Consider the following 17,538-nt stretch of genomic DNA (forward strand, 5'->3'; position numbering starts at 1 on the left):
CGTGTAATTCTACAAAATAATAACAAACTCAAATATTGCCACCCGTTCCTGCTTAGCTATTCATCCCGTAATAATATGAAATTAATCATTATCTGATACGAATCATGCAATTGAAAACAAACTCATCAATATCGGTTTTCGCGTGAGCAATGTCACAATAACCATTATTTAAGCGCCTACTATAACTCACGAAATCTATTGAGCTTAGCCGCCATGAAATTAAACACCTCACATGGCGCATGCCCTTTTTATTCTGAAAAAAGTTAAAGGAATAATTATGGAAAAGCATTACGTCGGTTCTGAAATTGGTCAATTGCGTAGCGTTATGCTGCACCGTCCTAATTTAAGTCTGAAACGGTTAACCCCCTCAAACTGTCAGGAGCTGTTATTTGATGACGTGCTCTCGGTTGAACGGGCGGGTGAAGAGCATGACATCTTCGCAAACACGCTGCGCGAGCAGGGTGTGGAAGTCCTCCTGTTGACCGACCTTCTTACGCAAACGCTTGATATTGCGGAAGCAAAAGCCTGGCTTCTTGAAACACAAATCTCCGACTATCGCCTGGGGCCAACCTTCGCCGCCGACGTACGCGGCTGGCTGGCGGATATGCCGCACCGCGAACTGGCGCGCAGGTTAAGCGGCGGATTAACCTACGGTGAAATTCCGGCGGCCATTAAAAATATGGTGGTCGATACCCACACGGCAAATGATTTTATTATGAAGCCGCTGCCGAACCACTTATTTACCCGCGATACCTCCTGCTGGATATATAACGGCGTCTCCATTAATCCGATGGCGAAACCCGCCCGCCAGCGTGAAACGAATAACCTGCGGGCAATATATCGCTGGCATCCCGCATTTGCCGACGGCGAGTTTATTAAGTATTTCGGCGACGAGAATATTAATTACGACCACGCCACTTTAGAAGGCGGCGACGTATTAGTCATTGGTCGCGGGGCGGTATTGATCGGCATGTCCGAACGCACCACCCCGCAGGGCGTGGAGTTCCTCGCTAACAGCCTGTTTAAACACCGCCAGGCCGAGCGCGTGATTGCCGTTGAGCTGCCAAAACACCGCTCCTGCATGCACCTCGACACCGTCATGACCCACATCGACGTGGATACCTTCTCCGTCTACCCGGAAGTGGTGCGCAAAGACGCCCAGTGCTGGACGCTCACCCCGGACGGCCGCGGCGGCCTGCTGCGCACCCAGGAAACCGACCTGCTGCACGCCATCGAGAAAGCGCTCGGCATTAACCAGGTACGTCTGATCACCACCGGCGGCGATGCCTTTGAAGCCGAACGCGAGCAGTGGAACGACGCTAACAACGTCCTGACCATCCGCCCGGGCGTGGTGATCGGCTACGAGCGCAACGTCTGGACCAACGAGAAGTACGACAAGGCGGGCATCACCGTGCTGCCGATCCCGGGCGACGAGCTGGGACGCGGTCGCGGCGGCGCACGCTGCATGAGCTGCCCACTGGAACGCGACGGAATTTAAAGGAGCCATCATGGAACGAAAACCCACTCTGGTTGTGGCCCTTGGCGGCAACGCGCTGCTCAAGCGCGGCGAACCGCTTGAAGCGGACATCCAGCACCAGAACATCGAGCAGGCCGCCCGCACCATCGCCGGCTTAACGGAGCAGTGGCGCGTGGTGCTGGTGCACGGCAACGGCCCGCAGGTCGGACTGCTGGCGCTGCAAAACAGCGCCTACGACAAAGTCACGCCCTACCCGCTGGACGTTCTCGGCGCCGAAAGCCAGGGGATGATCGGCTACATGCTCCAGCAGGCGCTGAAAAACAATCTGCCCCAGCGCGAGGTCAGCGTCCTGCTCACGCAGGTGGAAGTGGACGCCGCCGACCCGGCCTTCAGTAACCCGACCAAGTACATCGGCCCGGTCTACAGCGAAGCCCAGGCAAAAACGCTGGCCGCGGAGAAAGGCTGGGTGTTTAAGGCCGACGGCAGCTACTTCCGCCGCGTGGTGCCCTCTCCGCAGCCGAAGCGCATTGTCGAGAGCGACGCCATCACGGCGCTTATCCAGCGCGACCATCTGGTGATCTGCAACGGCGGCGGCGGCGTGCCGGTGGTGGAAAACGCCAACGGCTATCGCGGCATTGAGGCGGTGATCGACAAAGACCTCTCCGCCGCCCTGCTGGCGCGCCAGATCGAGGCCGACGCCCTGCTGATCCTCACCGATGCCGACGCGGTGTACCTCGACTGGGGCAAGCCAACCCAACGTCCGCTGGCGCAGGTGACGCCGGAGCTGCTCAGAGGCATGCAGTTCGACGCCGGATCGATGGGGCCGAAAGTAGCCGCCTGCCGCGAGTTTGTTGAGGCCTGCGGCGGCATTGCCGGGATCGGCGCGCTGAATGACGGCGCGGAGATCCTGGCGGGCGAGAAAGGCACGTTGATTCGTAACTAAACCCCTCCCCTCACCCTAACCCTCTCCCGGAGGGAGAGGGAATGTAAGCCCCCCTCTCCCCGTGGGAGAGGGCCGGGGTGAGGGCATCAGACAGCTAACAATTTAAAAAGGATTTCCCCATGACCATTAACCTGAAAAACCGCAACTTCCTGAAACTGCTGGACTACACCCCGGCGGAGATCCAGTACCTGATTGACCTCGCCATCGAGCTCAAGGCCGCCAAAAAAGCCGGGCGCGAGAAGCAAACCCTGGTCGGGAAAAACATCGCCCTGATCTTTGAAAAAACCTCCACCCGCACCCGCTGCGCCTTCGAAGTGGGCGCGTTCGACCAGGGCGCGCAGGTCACCTATCTCGGCCCAAGCGGCTCGCAGATTGGCCATAAAGAGTCGATGAAAGACACCGCCCGCGTGCTGGGCCGCATGTATGACGGCATCGAATATCGCGGCTACGGCCAGGCCATCGTTGAAGAGCTGGGCGAGTACGCGGGGGTGCCGGTGTGGAACGGCCTAACCGACGAGTTCCACCCAACGCAAATTCTCGCCGATCTGATGACCATGCTGGAACACTCCCCAGGCAAAACCCTGCCGGAGCTGAGCTTTGCCTATCTCGGCGACGCGCGCAACAACATGGGCAACTCGCTGATGGTCGGTGCGGCCAAGATGGGGATGGATATCCGCCTCGTGGCGCCGAAATCCTTCTGGCCGGAGGCAGGCCTGGTTGAGCAGTGCCGCGCCATTGCGAAAGAGACGGGCGCGCGCATCACCCTCACCGACGACGTGGAAGAAGGCGTGCAGGGGACCGATTTCCTCTACACCGACGTGTGGGTCTCCATGGGCGAGCCGAAGGAGGCCTGGGCCGAGCGCGTCAGCCTGATGAAGCCGTATCAGATAAACGCGCAGGTGATGAAGGCCACCGGTAACCCGAACGTCAAGTTCATGCACTGCCTGCCAGCGTTCCACAACGAGCACACCAAAGTGGGCCGCGAAATCGAAATGGCGTACGGCCTGAAGGGGCTGGAAGTGACGGAAGAGGTCTTCGAATCACCGAACTCCATCGTCTTCGACGAAGCAGAGAACCGCATGCACACCATTAAAGCGGTCATGGTGGCGACACTCGGCGACTAATCACCGCCCGGCGCGCCGCGGGGTGCGCCGGGTTCAGGAGAACATCATGGGCAAGTTCAAGTTTCCCTCCGCTTACACCATTCTCTTTTTTCTGATTGCCGTGGTTGCCGTGCTGACGTGGATTGTTCCGGCCGGGCAGTACCATATGGCAATGAACGAGGCGCTCGGTAAAGACGTCCCCGTTGCAGGCACCTACGCGCACGTGGCAGCGCACCCGCAAGGTCTGGTCTCCGTGCTGATGGCGCCGATTGCCGGGCTGTACGATCCGGAATCCGGCCAGGCAGGAGCCATCGACGTGGCGCTGTTTATTCTGATCATCGGCGGATTCCTCGGGATCGTTACCAAAACCGGGGCGATAGACGCCGGGATCGAGCGCGTCACCACCCGACTGCGCGGCCGCGAAGAGTGGATGATCCCGATCCTGATGGCGCTGTTTGCCGCGGGCGGCACGATTTACGGCATGGCAGAAGAGTCGCTGCCCTTCTATACCTTACTGGTGCCGGTGATGCTGGCGGCGCGGTTCGATCCGGTGGTTGCGGCCTCTACCGTGCTGCTCGGCGCGGGGATCGGCACCCTCGGCTCCACCATCAACCCGTTCGCCACGGTGATCGCCGCCAACGCCGCCGGGATCCCCTTCACCAACGGCATCATGTTGCGCATCGCGCTGCTGGTGATCGGCTGGATCATCTGCGTGGCGTGGGTAATGCGTTACGCCCGTAAGGTGCGCAAGGATCCGTCGCTGTCGATCGTGGCGGATAAGCAGGAAGAGAACCGCGCCCACTTCCTCGGCAACAAGGGCGAGCAGTCGCTGAAGTTTACCCCGGTGCGCAAACTCATCCTGGTGATCTTCGCCCTCGCCTTTGCGGTGATGATCTACGGCGTGGCGGTGCTGGGCTGGTGGATGGCGGAGATCTCGGCGGTGTTCCTCGCCAGCGCCATTATCGTCGGGCTGATCGCCCGCATGAGCGAAGAGGAGCTGACCTCAACCTTTATCAACGGCGCGCGAGATTTGCTGGGCGTCGCGCTGATTATCGGCATCGCGCGCGGTATCGTAGTGATCATGGATAAGGGCATGATTACCCACACCATTTTGCACAGCGCCGAGGGAATGGTCACCGGATTGTCGACGGTGGCGTTCATCAACGTGATGTACTGGCTGGAAGTGGTGCTGTCGTTTCTTGTGCCTTCTTCGTCCGGCCTGGCCGTTCTGACGATGCCGATCATGGCGCCCCTTGCCGATTTCGCTAACGTCAACCGCGACCTGGTGGTTACGGCTTACCAGTCGGCGTCCGGCATCGTTAACCTGATCACTCCCACCTCTGCCGTCGTGATGGGCGGGCTGGCTATCGCCCGCGTGCCCTACGTGCGTTATCTGAAATGGGTCGCGCCGCTGCTGGGGATTTTAACGGTGGTGATTATGGTGGCGTTAAGCCTGGGCGCTTTGTTGTGATTTGCCGGATGGCGCTGCGCTTATCCGGCCTACGGATCGGTGCGGTGCCACCGGTTATTTCGGGAACTGATATGGGAACTATGATGGATTACGAAGAGTACTCTCCCAAAGAGCAACTACAGCTAACGGTCTGCCAGCGTCTGATCGCGGAAAAGAGCTATCTCTCCCAGGAAGAGATCCGCCGCGACTTACAGGAGCGGGGTTTTGAGACCATCAGCCAGTCCACCGTTTCACGTCTGCTCAAGTTGCTTGGTGTCATAAAAATTCGCAATGCCAAAGGGCTAAAGATTTATTCGCTGAATCCCCAGCTGCGCCCGGCCCCCGATGCGGCGCGTACCGTCTCTGAAATGGTGGTGAGCGTGGAGCACAACAGCGAATTTATCCTTATCCATACCGTCGCCGGATATGGCCGCGCGGTGGCGCGTATTCTGGATTATCACCAGTTACCGGAAATTTTAGGCGTGGTGGCCGGAAGCAGTATTGTCTGGGTCGCGCCCCGCGTAGTGAAGCGCACCGCGCTGGTGCATAAGCAAATTAATTATTTACTCAGAACGCATTAATATTCACAAAGAACCGTTTGCATTGAGTAAAGCGTGCATTAAATCGCTTGATCCCAAAAGCGAGCTGCGTATAATGCCCGACAATTTGCCGGGAGGAAGCATGGTCAAGCGTGTACGACACAACGTCTTACCGCGTCTGAAATCAGACGCTGGCCTGCCGTTTTTCTTCCCGTTGCTAAACCTATTCCCAGAGCCCCTCATTTGAGGGGTTTTTTTTGCCCGGCGTCAGGAGATAAACATGAATCCGCTTTATCAAAAACACATCATTTCCATAAACGACCTCAGCCGCGAAGAGCTGGAACTGGTTCTGGAAACCGCGGCAAAACTGAAGGCCAATCCGCAACCGGAGCTGTTGAAGCACAAGGTGATTGCGAGCTGCTTCTTTGAAGCCTCGACCCGCACCCGCCTCTCCTTCGAAACCTCCATGCACCGTCTGGGCGCGAGCGTGGTGGGCTTCTCAGACAGCAGCAACACGTCGCTGGGTAAAAAAGGCGAGACCCTGGCGGATACCATTTCGGTTATCAGCACCTACGTCGACGCGATTGTGATGCGCCACCCGCAGGAGGGCGCGGCGCGTCTGGCGACCGAGTTTTCCGGCGGCATTCCGGTGCTGAACGCCGGTGACGGTGCCAACCAGCACCCGACACAGACCCTGCTGGATCTGTTCACCATTCAGGAGACGCAGGGCACGCTTGAGAACCTGAACATCGCCATGGTCGGCGACCTGAAGTATGGCCGCACCGTCCACTCCCTGACCCAGGCGCTGGCGAAATTTAACGGCAACCGCTTCTTCTTCATCGCGCCGGACGCGCTGGCGATGCCGCAGTACATTCTCGATATGCTGGACGAAAAAGGCATCGCGTGGAGCCTGCATGCCAGCATCGAAGAGGTGATGGGCAACGTGGATATTCTCTACATGACCCGCGTGCAGAAAGAGCGTCTTGATCCATCCGAGTACGCCAACGTGAAGGCGCAGTTCGTACTGCGCGCCAGCGACCTCGAGGGCGCGCGCGACAACATGAAGGTGCTGCACCCGCTGCCGCGCATCGATGAGATCACCACAGACGTGGATAAAACGCCGCACGCCTGGTACTTCCAGCAGGCCGGAAACGGCATCTTCGCCCGCCAGGCGTTACTGGCACTGGTTCTGAATCGCGAATTAGCTCTGTAAGGGGAGACGACCATGACACACGATAACAAACTCCAGGTTGAAGCCATCAAGCGTGGCACCGTGATTGACCACATCCCTGCGCAGGTGGGCTTTAAGCTGCTGACGCTGTTCAAACTGACCGAAACCGACCAGCGCATCACCATCGGCCTGAACCTGCCGTCCGGCGAAATGGGCCGCAAAGACCTGATCAAGATCGAGAACACTTTCCTGACCGACGAGCAGGTTAACCAGCTGTCGCTGTACGCGCCGGACGCCACGGTTAACCGCATCGACGATTACGACGTCGTGGGCAAATCCCGCCCAAGCCTGCCGGATCGCATCGAAAGCGTGCTGGTCTGCCCGAACAGCAACTGCATCAGTCATGCTGAGCCGGTTTCCTCCAGTTTCGCAGTGAAAAAGCGCGCCAATGACATCGCACTCAAATGCAAATACTGCGAAAAAGAGTTTTCTCATTATGTGGTGCTGGCCAACTAATTGAGGTTGGTAATGAAATCCCGGCTGTTATAATGGCCGGGAACATTCTTAACGCTGTAATTCTGGAGAAAAAATGAGCAAAGTACTCGCGACGGAAAATGCACCAGCGGCTATCGGCCCATACGTTCAGGGCGTTGATCTGGGCAGCATGATCATCACTTCTGGCCAGATCCCGGTGAACCCAAAAACCGGTGAAGTACCTGCCGACGTAGCGGCGCAGGCGCGTCAGTCGCTGGAAAACGTGCAGGCGATCGTCGAATCTGCCGGTCTGAAAGTGGGCGATATCGTCAAAACCACCGTGTTCGTGAAAGATCTTAATGATTTTGCGACCGTTAACGCCACTTACGAAGCGTTCTTCACCGAGCACAACGCCACCTTCCCGGCGCGCTCCTGTGTGGAAGTGGCGCGTCTGCCAAAAGACGTGAAAATTGAAATTGAAGCGATTGCCGTACGTCGCTAATTTATTTCAAGAAAGAGAAGGCAGCTCTGGCTGCCTTTTTTTATTTCGACCATTTTTACTCTCTCCGGGAAATGACGCATCCGCCACTCCATTAATAGACTGACGCTGCCTTGCTCTATTCTAATTAATGGATGATGAATGAAACTCTCTAAAATTGCGCTGGCGGTAACCACATTAACGGTTGCGTCTTCCGCACTTGCACACGGATATATAGAATCCCCTGCCAGCCGCGCTTATATGTGTAAGCTCGGCCAGAATATTGACTGTGGCTCTGTACAATATGAACCGCAGAGCGTAGAAAAGACCTCCGGCTTCCCGACGGGTGCGATGCCGCCTGACGGCCAGCTTGCCAGCGCCGGTATTGCCAGCTACTCCCAGCTTGATAAGCAGAGCCTGAACGCCTGGACCAAAAATCCCATGACGGCAGGCCCGCATGAATTTATCTGGCACCATACCGCGCCGCATAAAACCACCAACTGGCGTTATTACATTACCAAACAAAACTGGGACCCCAATAAACCGCTGACCCGTGACCAGTTCGAATTAACGCCGTTCTGTACTATTAACGGAAATGGTCAGGCACCGGCGATGACAAAATCCATGACCTGTAATGTCCCGGAACGTACGGGCTACCAGGTTATTTATGGCGTGTGGGAAATTGCGGATACCGCAAACAGTTTCTATCAGGCCATTGACGTTGATTTCGGTAACGGCGGCAACGTCACGCCGGACGACACCCCAGCGGTGATATCCCAGTGGAGTAAAACCCTGAGCGGACAGATTGCCGGGAATAACCTGAACACGGGCGATAAAGTGATTGCACGCTTCTTCGACGCCAACGGGGAAGTTGCCGCCCTGCGTACCGAGCTGACCATCGGCTCCGTTGCCCAGGGGGATGCGAACCAGTGGTCCTACGATCTGGCGCAGAAGATCAACGCCGCGTACAGCGATGTGCGTGTCGGGGTGAAGGATGAAGCGGGCGAAATTAGCCCGGTTCACGGCGCGAACAGCGTCTTCGTCAAAGACGGCAGCGCCCTCCAGTCCGTTGCGATTTCGTACGAAGAGCAGAAGGCGGAAGTGAATGAAACCATCGCTGTATCTAACCTGCACTACAGCAAAATCGAGAATGGCAAGGCATCCGTCACCTTCCACGTGAACACCAAAGGCGACGTGAACGTTGAAGCGCACGTGATGAACCACAGCGGTGCGGAAAAGGGCTATCTGAAGCAGGAGATGAATAACGCCAGCCAGGACGTGACCATGACCCTGACTGACGTCACGGCGGGGCACCATATGCTGAAATACTACGCCACCAACAAAGACGGCACCCTGTTCGCGCAGGACGTGCTGGATCTGATGCTGGAAAGCGACGCGGCGGACAGCAACGGCCCGCATGACTTTATCTTCCCGCATAACGTCGCGTCCTACAAAGCGGGCACCGTAGTGCTACAGCCGAAAGACGGTAAGACCTACGAATGCAGGCCTGTCCCGTTCAGCGGCTACTGCGTGCAGTACAGCCCAACCGCAAACCAGTTTGAACCAGGCGTGGGCGCGCACTGGAGAGAGGCATGGGTGTTGAAGGACTGAGTGATCTGATTCCCTCACCCTAACCCTCTCCCAAAGGGAGAGGGAATTTATACACCCTCTCCCTTTGGGAAAGGGCTGGGGTGAGGGTTCTTTACTACTGATTCCGCGTCGCGCGCAGCAGCGTTTCCAGCGGGTACACCGCCGCAATCACCACCTCGTCCTGAACCTTCGCCGCGTTATCCAGTTCGCTCTGGATCGACGCAATCTCTTTATCATCCAGCGTGCCCTGGCGCGCCACCAGATCCGTCAGCCTCAGGCCAATCGCGGCCAGCTTATCCACCTCCTGGATCACCGGCTTAATGGCCTTCAACTGATAGCTGTTTTCGCTTAGCGCCAGCGCGTCGCTGGTGTTGTTCTGCCAGCGGTTAAAGACGTGGCGCAGCGCGTCGGCGCTTTCCGTGTCTTCCGCGTCGCTCACCAGACGGTCCGCCCATTTATTCATCTGACGCCCGGTCGCACTTTCCGGGTTTAGCGCATCAGCGAGCCGGTTGAGCGGCTCAAACTGATGATAGTTTCCAGCCTGGAACTTAAGATGCTGGCGGGTGTAATACTGCGCCGGTTCAAGCGCCTGGGCGAGAATTTGCAGCGGCAGGGTATCCGCATTGTTGGCGAGGCGCGTGAACTGCACCTGCTGCTGGGTATGCTGCTGTAGTCCAACCGACACCGTCGACCAGCTGTCCATCGCCTGGAGCCGGGTATACATGTTGTCGATGTCGTTGACGTCCTTCGCCGACCATAGCCGCTCCGCCACCGCAAAGGCGCGCGGCCACAGACGGATATCCAGCACCGGCGCGACCACGTTTTCCGCCCACAGCGCGGCTTCACCGCCGAGCAGATTGGCCTCGTTCGCCGGGTCCGGCACCACCGGCGGTATGCCTTTTGGGACCGCGTCCAGACGCGTGCCGCTAATCGGGTAGCGGGCGTTACCCACCAGGAAATAGCCGCTGAGCTTATCGTTCTCAACAGAAACGACCGGACGCGTTTCACCCATCCAGGTATCAACGGTAAACGTTACCTGATTGTCGTCCCGCCATTGAATGTTATCCACCGCCCGACGCGATTTCCCGGCAAAATCAATAAATCCGCGCCAGCCAGCATCGCCTTTCACCAGCGTAAAGCTACCTTCCACCGGCTTGCCCTTCAGGCGCGGCATGGAGAAAGCCCAGCTCTGGACGCTGTCGGTGTCCGCTATCACATCCACGCCGTTCAGCCCCTGCGGCACAATTTCATTGCGGTAGTGGTAGGCGGTGGATTGCGGCTGATCGAGGTAGAAACCGGTTGAGAGAATGCCCTTATAGCCGTTCTGCGCCACCTGCCCCAGCGCGTCCTGTCCCTGCCAGGACTGGATTAGAATGCTTTTCGGCAGATCGGGATGGTAGATCTCATCCCAGCCAACCATCTGCCGGTGGTGCTTCTCAAGGATCGTCTCCAGCTTGCGGTTGAAATACGCCTGCAACGCGTGGCTGTCCGCCAGTTTATTGTCGCGCATGAATCTCTGGATCGCAGCGTTCGCTTTCCACTGGCTGTCGTCAACCTCATCGCCGCCAATATGCAGATATGGATCCGGGAAGATCGCCGCCAGTTCGCTGACCATCGCGTCGGCAAAGGTATAAGTTGCCTCTTTGGTGGGATCCAGCACTGGCTTCAGCACGCCCCAGTGGCGCTCCATGGCGTACGGCCCCGGCGCGCTCATCAGCTCCGGGTAGGCGACGGCAATCGCCGAGGCGTGGCCCGGCATATCAATTTCCGGCACCACGCGTATGCCGCGCTCGGCAGCGTAACGCACAATCTCGCGCATCTGCTCAGGGGTGTAGAACAGCCCGTCGCTGGCAAGCTGGGTCAGCTTAGGGTAGCGCTTTGAGCTGAAGCGCCAGCCCTGATCGTCGGTCAAATGCCAGTGCAGCACGTTGAGCTTCGCCGCGGCCATGCCGTCGATCTGGCGTTTAATATCCGGAATCGGGAGGAAGTGGCGCGCCGAATCGAGCAGCAGCCCGCGCCACGGGAAGCGCGGCGAATCTTCAATGGTCACCCACGGGATCGAGGTGTTTTCGGCGCCGTTCTGCATCAGCTGAAGCAAGGTTTCCATGGCGCGCAGCGCGCCGAAGCGGGTATTGGCGGAGATATTTACGCCGTTGGCGTCCACCGTGAGTTTATAGCTCTCATCGCTGTCCGGCAGCGGCTGCGGCTTCACCTTTTTGGCGATGGCGATGCGGATGGTCGGCTTGTCAGGTTTTTCGGCCTGCGGCTGTAGCGTCCAGCCGGTTTGAAGGGCGATGCGCTGGCGCAGGCGGTTGACCGCATCCCCCAGATCGTCGCCACTTACGCTCACGGTGAGTTGATTGTTAAGCTCCAGCGCGCCCTGAGTGGTCGGGCGTTCAACCTTCGCAGGCCAGGGCATTAAGGGAAGGTCGCCTGCCGGTGCGGCAAAGGCGGAGGCGCCGAGCATGAGCCCGGCGGTTAAGAGACTGTACCGTAACATGAATGTTCCTTATCTGACGGGCCAAATACAGGCAAAACATTCTGTTAACATGCGCTCAAATTGTCGTCAAGCGAATGCGCCGACGGAGATCACAGGTTGTTGAATTTGGGAGGAAAGCCAGCTGCCGGGTGGCGGCTTCGCCTTACCCGGCCTACGTTCGGATCGTAGGCCGGGTAAGCGCAGCGCCACCGGGCTTGCCGTTACTGCCACCCATACCGACGGCTATAGAACCCCTTCACCATCTGCGTCAGCACCATGTAACCCGCGAGGATCGCCACCAGCCATGGGAAGTAGCTCAGCGGTAGCGCCTGCAGTTGCAGGTAGCTTGCCAGCGGCGAGAACGGCAGCGCGATCCCGAGCGCCATCACAATGCCCGTCATCACAATCAGCGGCCACGCGGCACGGCTCTGAATGAACGGAATGCGGCGGGTGCGGATCATGTGCACAATCAGCGTCTGGGACAGCAGCCCCACCACGAACCAGCCGGACTGGAACAGCGTCTGGTGTTCCGGGGTGTTGGCGTGGAACACAAACCACATCAGGCAGAAGGTCAGAATGTCGAAGATGGAGCTGATCGGCCCAAAGAACAGCATAAAGCGCCCCAGATCGGCGGGGTTCCAGCGCTGCGGCTTCTGGATCTGCTCGTCGTCGACGTTATCAAACGGGATGGCGACCTGAGAGACATCGTACATCAGGTTCTGGATCAGCAGATGCAGCGGCAGCATCGGCAGAAACGGCAGAAACGCGCTCGCCACCAGCACGCTGAAGACGTTGCCGAAGTTCGAGCTGGCGGTCATTTTGATGTATTTGAGCATATTGGCGAAGGTGCGACGCCCTTCGATGACGCCCTCCTCCAGCACCATCAGGCTCTTTTCCAGCAGAATGATATCCGCTGCTTCGCGGGCAATATCCACCGCGCCGTCTACGGAGATACCGATATCCGCCGCACGCAGGGCTGGCGCATCGTTGATGCCGTCGCCCATAAAGCCCACTACATGCCCTTCGCGACGCAGCAGAGTGACGATGCGTTCTTTATGCATCGGCGTCAGGCGGGCAAACAGCGTGGTGCGTTGGGCAAGGTCGGCCAGCTCATCGTCAGACAGGAGCTCAATGTCGCTCCCCACGACGACGTCGCCCGCGTCCAGGCCGACTTCGTGGCACACTTTGGCCGCCACCAGCTCGCTGTCGCCGGTGAGAATTTTGACGGTGATACCGCTCGCTTTCAGCGCTTTCAGCGCAGGTGCGGTGGTCTCTTTCGGCGGATCGAGGAATGCGATGTAACCCTCGAGGATCAAATCAGATTCATCGATACGCTGGTAGTCCCCTTCCCGCGCGGGCAGGAACTTGCTGGCTACCGCCACCACGCGCAGCCCCTGGCGGTTCAGGTTATCGGTGACGCGTTTGATGCGGCGCAGCATGGTCTCATCCAGCGGCACGATCTCGCCGTTATGGCGCACCTGCGTGGAAACATTCAGGATCTCCTGCAATGCCCCTTTGCAGATCAGCTGATGCACGTCCGGCTGCTCGCTGACCACCACCGACATGCGGCGGCGCTCGAAGTCGAACGGAATTTCGTCCACCTTCTGCCAGCGCCCGGAGAGCATGCGGGCAGACTCTTCATCCACACCTTCCAGCACCGCCACGTCGAGCAGGTTTTTCAGCCCGGTCTGGTAGTGGCTGTTCAGCCACGCGCTGTACAGCACCCGTTCGCTGGTCTTTCCGGCGATATCGGTGTGGTTCTCCAGCACGATTTTGTCCTGGGTGAGGGTGCCGGTTTTATCGGTGCAAAGAATGTCCATCGCGCCAAAGTTCTGGATGGCGTCGAGGTGTTTAACAATCACCTTTTGTTTAGAGAGTTTGACCGCCCCGCGCGCCAGCGTGGAGGTGACAATCATCGGCAGCATTTCCGGCGTTAAGCCCACAGCCACGGAGAGCGCGAACAGCGCCGCTTCCCACCAGTCGCCTTTGGTGTAGCCGTTGATCAGCAGGACAATCGGCGTCATGACCATCATAAAGCGGATCAGCAGCATGCTGACGCGGCCAATGCCTTTCTGGAACGCATTCGGCTCGCTCTCCTGCTCGCTGACGCGTCCGGCAAGCTGTCCAAACCAGGTATTGCCGCCGGTGGCGGTGACAATCGCCTGCGCGGTGCCACTAACCACCGTGGTGCCCATAAAGCACAGGGTGTCGCACTCCAGCGGGTTCATCTGCTGCGGATCGCGGGTCCGCGCTACCTTCTCTACGGGCAGGGACTCACCGGTGAGTGACGCCTGCGCGACAAACAGATCCCGCGCCTGGATGATACGTAAATCCGCCGGGATCATGTCCCCCGCCGCCAGCTTCACCAGATCGCCCGGCACCAGCTGGTCAATGGGAAGCTCAATCCAGGCGTTTTCGCCGAGGTCGTTAATCACGCGCGACACGGTGGCGGTGTTGCTGACCATCGCTTTCAGCGCATCCGCCGCTTTGGTGGAGCGCGCTTCCTGAATAAAGTTCAGCAGCGTGGAGATCCCTACCATCAGGGCAATCACGCCTGCGGCAAACAGATCTTCAGTGGCGTAAGAGATAATCCCGAGCACCGTCAGCAGCAGGTTGAACGGATTGCGGTAGCAGAGCCACAGGTGGACCCACCAGGGAGAGGGTTTCTGCGCCGGGATCTGGTTATCGCCATGTTCCGCGCGGATTTTTGACACTTCTTGCGCGTTCAGCCCTTCCGGGTGGCCGCCAAAGGCGCGCCAGACTTCGTTTTCATCCATCGCCGCCACGTTCAGGCAGCGCTCGGTCAGGGAGGTGGGGATTGCCGCTCCCGCCATGGTGTTGGCATTTGGCAGCGGATCGCGCGCAATCAGGCGATGTGGCAGGTGACGGCTCAGCAGCGCTTGCAGCTGCCGGGTGATATTTTTCAGCATAGTCATTCCCCCGCATCCGCAAAGGCGGACGCAGTCTTTCCCGCAGGCGTGGCAAAGCCGTACCTGTCAGGCACTTAATTTATCAAGCAGGAACGTATGAACGTTGCTGCCTCACGCCGGTGAGACAGCAAAAAGCTGGCTTACCGGTAAGAAGGTTTTCTCCGGGTCAGGAGAGGTGTGGGATCGGGATCCATGTGGCCTCCGGTAAGTAAAAAGTTGGGTATCGGCGCGCAGTATAGAGATTTATCCATACCGTTTGTGACTAATCGGGCGGTATTATAACGCCCTGCAAATAAACCGAACGTAAACCAGACTTTGCCCATAGCGAATTCGCAGGATAGCATTAGGCTCAATTGATTATTTTATCGTTGTTACAGGGAATACAGCATGCAGAACCGCCTTACGATTAAAGACATCGCGCGTTTAAGCGGCGTGGGGAAATCGACTGTCTCACGCGTGCTGAACAACGAAAGCGGTGTCAGCGAGCGCACACGCGAGCGCGTCGAGGCGGTGATGAATCAGCACGGTTTTTCCCCTTCCCGCTCCGCGCGCGCCATGCGCGGGCAGAGCGATAAAGTGGTCGCCATTATCGTCTCGCGTCTGGATTCCCTCTCCGAAAACCTCGCCGTACAGACGATGCTGCCCGCGTTCTACGAGCAGGGCTACGATCCGATCATGATGGAGAGCAAGTTCTCCGCGCAAATGGTGGAGGAGCATCTCGGTATGCTTCAGCGCCGTAATATTGATGGGGTGGTGCTGTTCGGATTTACCGGCCTAAAAGAGGACGTGCTTAAACCCTGGCAGCCGTCACTGGTGCTGCTGGCGCGCGACGCAAGCGGGTTTGCCTCTGTCTGTTACGATGACGAAGGGGCGATCGTGATCCTGATGCAGCGCCTGTATGAACAGGGCCATCGGCATATTAGCTATCTCGGCGTGCCGCATGCCGACATCACCACCGGCAAGCGTCGCCATGAAGCGTACCTGGCGTTTTGTAAAAAACACAATCTCCCCGCCGTGGCCGCGCTGCCTGGTCTGGGTATGAAACAGGGATATGAACAGGTCGCCAGCGTGCTGACGCCACAAACCACCGCCCTGGTATGCGCCACGGATACCCTTGCATTGGGTGCGAGCAAATATTTGCAGGAGCAGCGCATCGGGGAGCTGCAATTAGCGAGCGTGGGAAGCACGCCGCTGATGAAGTTCTTACACCCGGAGATTATCAGCGTTGATCCGGGTTACGCCGAATCTGGCCGGCAGGCTGCCGCGCAGCTGATAGAGCAGATCAACGGGCGCGCTGAGCCGCGTCAGATCGTTATTCCTGCCCGTCTCTCATAGTCCTTTCGCTTTCATGCGCAACAGCGATCGTTCCATGAATCACGGTACAGGATATTGCCTTCGGTATACTTCCAGGTAATTGCCTCATAGCGCAGCTCCAGCGTTTCCAGGTGGGTACTGGTCATACTGCCGGGGGAGAGATACGGCGCTACCGTTGTGAACTTGACGTTTTCCAGAATAATATTGAAATACTCAGCCTCAATCCCAGACTCAAGAATACGGTACATTTTAATTGTCGCCTTCTTCATGGTTCGCCCTTCGCAAACTGCCCGGTAAAGAAGCGGCGTTGTCTGATCAAATTCTTTGACTATTGTTATAGGCCGATGTACGCGTGTACCAGTGAGTTTTCCCCAGCTTGGGTCAACCGGAATAGTTACGCCATGGGAAAAGGATTTTAATTCAATAGATCCAAGACGCAGTGGCATTGCACAACAACCGACAATCGGCGAGCCATTCTCATCTTCAAGCCATAAATGTGCGGGAGCAGACATAGAAATACCTTATTAGTGGTTATCTGTATTGAAATGTTTGGCCTTTTACCATTTCACATAGCAGCCAAAAACAATCATGACCACAATGAAGAAAAGCCCAATTGGCCAGACAGGACTGCCGGGGAAGAAATGGGCCTGTATCAGGGCAAACAGGATTGTTAACGCGGCCGGGCCGTAGACCGAAAATATAATTCGCCCCTGCCAACGTAAAAAACGTTTGATGTAATTCATCATTGTTATCTGATCAACCTGGTGATGATATCCGCAATGTCGTCATCAGATGCCCATTGCGCACGTGTCGCGTCCGTCCTGCGAAACACAGGCTCAATGAGAAAATAAAGCATTTCAAGCCCTTGAGCATAAAGTGCCGAGTACCAGGCGGGAAATTCAACGTACAGACGATGCGCGCTATCGGCGGCTTGCTGTACTACCCCATACAGCCCAATAAAAGCAATACCTCGGGAAGCCCATCTTCCGGTAATGGCGCTTAATTCGAGGCTGATATTTAATCCAAGGCGAACGCAGGCGGCAACGGCTAATGTAAACCCGGCACCGGTAAGGCTAACCGCAGCGATGTGGACATTTACAGCCATTAGCCGCTGTTTAATATACTCTAACTGTTTAGGATTTTTGTATTTGAAAACTTCCTCAAAATACAGTCTAAGCATTTCATAGACTACATCCACACCGCTTACTAATTTATAAACGGCATCTCTGAAGCGTAGGTCTTCGCTCTTCTGTCTCAGGCAAACATCATTGTATTCATCAGTGAAACATGAGGCGTAATACAACAGCCGAGTGGCGCCTTTCCCTATCATATTCACCTGTGTTTTGACGTTCTGGCCGACCGCAGTAACAGCATGGTCGAGTTTAAGCGCAAGTATTTTATTGGCCTGTAAATAACTGACGATCTCGTTGTTCCCGTACATTATTGCTCTACGTTTATTTCAGTATATGAAGACAAGCTTATGCCTGAAACCGACTGTAAAGTTCCGGCCAGATCATGTTTAAGATCTTCCCTGTATTTTTAAGATATTGACCTGATATTTTTTAAACACTCTTGAGAAGAAATTCATAA

Annotated in this window: 16 protein-coding genes and 1 pseudogene; 11 read left to right on the forward strand and 6 right to left on the reverse strand. The window is 57.1% G+C overall.

The genetic code is table 11. From position 1 onward, the window contains the following. Window positions 1–277: 277 nt before the first annotated feature. The 5 genes from arcA (at window position 278) to ACOTXL_RS16420 (ending at window position 5,554) form a co-directional block, all read left to right on the forward strand. Window positions 278–1,498, forward strand: a complete 1,221-nt coding sequence (arcA, locus tag ACOTXL_RS16400) for an arginine deiminase (protein WP_023305333.1) — start codon at window positions 278–280, stop codon at window positions 1,496–1,498. 10 nt (window positions 1,499–1,508) lie between these two features. Beyond that, window positions 1,509–2,420 carry a carbamate kinase gene (locus ACOTXL_RS16405; RefSeq protein ID WP_045350673.1) on the forward strand — a complete coding sequence of 304 codons (912 nt, stop codon included), beginning with the start codon at window positions 1,509–1,511 and terminating at the stop codon, window positions 2,418–2,420. A gap of 119 nt (window positions 2,421–2,539) precedes the next feature. Then, on the forward strand, window positions 2,540–3,544 hold the full coding sequence (gene argF / locus ACOTXL_RS16410; RefSeq protein ID WP_008501386.1) for an ornithine carbamoyltransferase: 1,005 nt from the start codon (window positions 2,540–2,542) through the stop codon (window positions 3,542–3,544). 46 nt (window positions 3,545–3,590) lie between these two features. Continuing rightward, window positions 3,591–4,994, forward strand: coding sequence for a YfcC family protein (locus ACOTXL_RS16415; RefSeq protein WP_045345905.1), 1,404 nt, complete (start codon window positions 3,591–3,593; stop codon window positions 4,992–4,994). Window positions 4,995–5,074: 80 nt separating this feature from the next. After that, the gene (locus ACOTXL_RS16420; RefSeq protein WP_003863366.1) at window positions 5,075–5,554 is read left to right on the forward strand and encodes an arginine repressor; all 480 of its coding nucleotides are present in this window, start codon (window positions 5,075–5,077) and stop codon (window positions 5,552–5,554) included. Between the two features lie 3 nt (window positions 5,555–5,557). On the opposite strand, the pseudogene ACOTXL_RS16425 reads toward ACOTXL_RS16420, so the two are convergent. After that, window positions 5,558–5,675 (reverse strand): annotated as a pseudogene (locus ACOTXL_RS16425) (hypothetical protein). Between ACOTXL_RS16425 and ACOTXL_RS16430 the strand changes: the two are divergent. The 5 genes from ACOTXL_RS16430 (at window position 5,655) to gbpA (ending at window position 9,246) form a co-directional block, all read left to right on the forward strand. Next, on the forward strand, window positions 5,655–5,759 hold the full coding sequence (locus ACOTXL_RS16430; protein WP_022646880.1) for a pyrBI operon leader peptide: 105 nt from the start codon (window positions 5,655–5,657) through the stop codon (window positions 5,757–5,759). The pseudogene ACOTXL_RS16425 and the gene ACOTXL_RS16430 overlap by 21 nt on opposite strands. 33 nt (window positions 5,760–5,792) lie before the next feature. Continuing rightward, window positions 5,793–6,725: an aspartate carbamoyltransferase gene (gene pyrB / locus ACOTXL_RS16435; protein ID WP_003863368.1), complete on the forward strand. Its 933-nt coding sequence runs from the start codon at window positions 5,793–5,795 to the stop codon at window positions 6,723–6,725. A 12-nt stretch (window positions 6,726–6,737) separates the two neighbouring features. Continuing rightward, window positions 6,738–7,199, forward strand: coding sequence for an aspartate carbamoyltransferase regulatory subunit (gene pyrI, locus ACOTXL_RS16440; protein WP_003863370.1), 462 nt, complete (start codon window positions 6,738–6,740; stop codon window positions 7,197–7,199). 73 nt (window positions 7,200–7,272) lie between these two features. Further along, complete coding sequence (gene ridA / locus ACOTXL_RS16445; protein ID WP_003863373.1) at window positions 7,273–7,659, forward strand: 2-iminobutanoate/2-iminopropanoate deaminase; 387 nt, start codon at window positions 7,273–7,275, stop codon at window positions 7,657–7,659. Window positions 7,660–7,797: 138 nt separating this feature from the next. Continuing rightward, window positions 7,798–9,246 (forward strand): N-acetylglucosamine-binding protein GbpA, encoded by a 1,449-nt coding sequence (gene gbpA / locus ACOTXL_RS16450; RefSeq protein WP_045350672.1) that lies wholly within the window; start codon window positions 7,798–7,800, stop codon window positions 9,244–9,246. 94 nt (window positions 9,247–9,340) lie between these two features. Here gbpA and ACOTXL_RS16455 read toward each other — a convergent pair whose 3' ends face one another. After that, a complete protein-coding gene (locus tag ACOTXL_RS16455; protein WP_045350670.1) occupies window positions 9,341–11,725 on the reverse strand; it encodes a beta-N-acetylhexosaminidase in 2,385 nt (794 codons plus the stop codon). Between the two features lie 200 nt (window positions 11,726–11,925). Continuing rightward, window positions 11,926–14,634: a magnesium-translocating P-type ATPase gene (gene mgtA / locus ACOTXL_RS16460; RefSeq protein WP_045350684.1), complete on the reverse strand. Its 2,709-nt coding sequence runs from the start codon at window positions 14,632–14,634 to the stop codon at window positions 11,926–11,928. Window positions 14,635–15,021: 387 nt separating this feature from the next. On the opposite strand from mgtA, the gene treR reads away from it, so the two are divergent. Continuing rightward, window positions 15,022–15,969: a trehalose operon repressor TreR gene (gene treR / locus ACOTXL_RS16465; RefSeq protein ID WP_032608379.1), complete on the forward strand. Its 948-nt coding sequence runs from the start codon at window positions 15,022–15,024 to the stop codon at window positions 15,967–15,969. 11 nt (window positions 15,970–15,980) lie between these two features. Here the strand turns inward: treR and ACOTXL_RS16470 are convergent, their stop codons facing one another. The 3 genes from ACOTXL_RS16470 to ACOTXL_RS16480 are packed head-to-tail and all read right to left on the reverse strand — an operon-like array spanning window position 15,981 to window position 17,389. Beyond that, the gene (locus ACOTXL_RS16470; protein ID WP_003863398.1) at window positions 15,981–16,460 is read right to left on the reverse strand and encodes an Hcp family type VI secretion system effector; all 480 of its coding nucleotides are present in this window, start codon (window positions 16,458–16,460) and stop codon (window positions 15,981–15,983) included. Window positions 16,461–16,505: 45 nt separating this feature from the next. Next, window positions 16,506–16,694, reverse strand: a complete 189-nt coding sequence (locus tag ACOTXL_RS16475; RefSeq protein ID WP_003863399.1) for a hypothetical protein — start codon at window positions 16,692–16,694, stop codon at window positions 16,506–16,508. A 2-nt stretch (window positions 16,695–16,696) separates the two neighbouring features. Beyond that, entirely contained in the window at window positions 16,697–17,389 is a 693-nt protein-coding gene (locus ACOTXL_RS16480; protein WP_003863400.1) for a hypothetical protein, read from the reverse strand. Window positions 17,390–17,538 lie beyond the last annotated feature (149 nt).

It is taken from the genome of Enterobacter cloacae complex sp. IR5402 (assembly GCF_049238125.1).
GTDB classification, from domain to species: domain Bacteria; phylum Pseudomonadota; class Gammaproteobacteria; order Enterobacterales; family Enterobacteriaceae; genus Enterobacter; species Enterobacter hormaechei_C.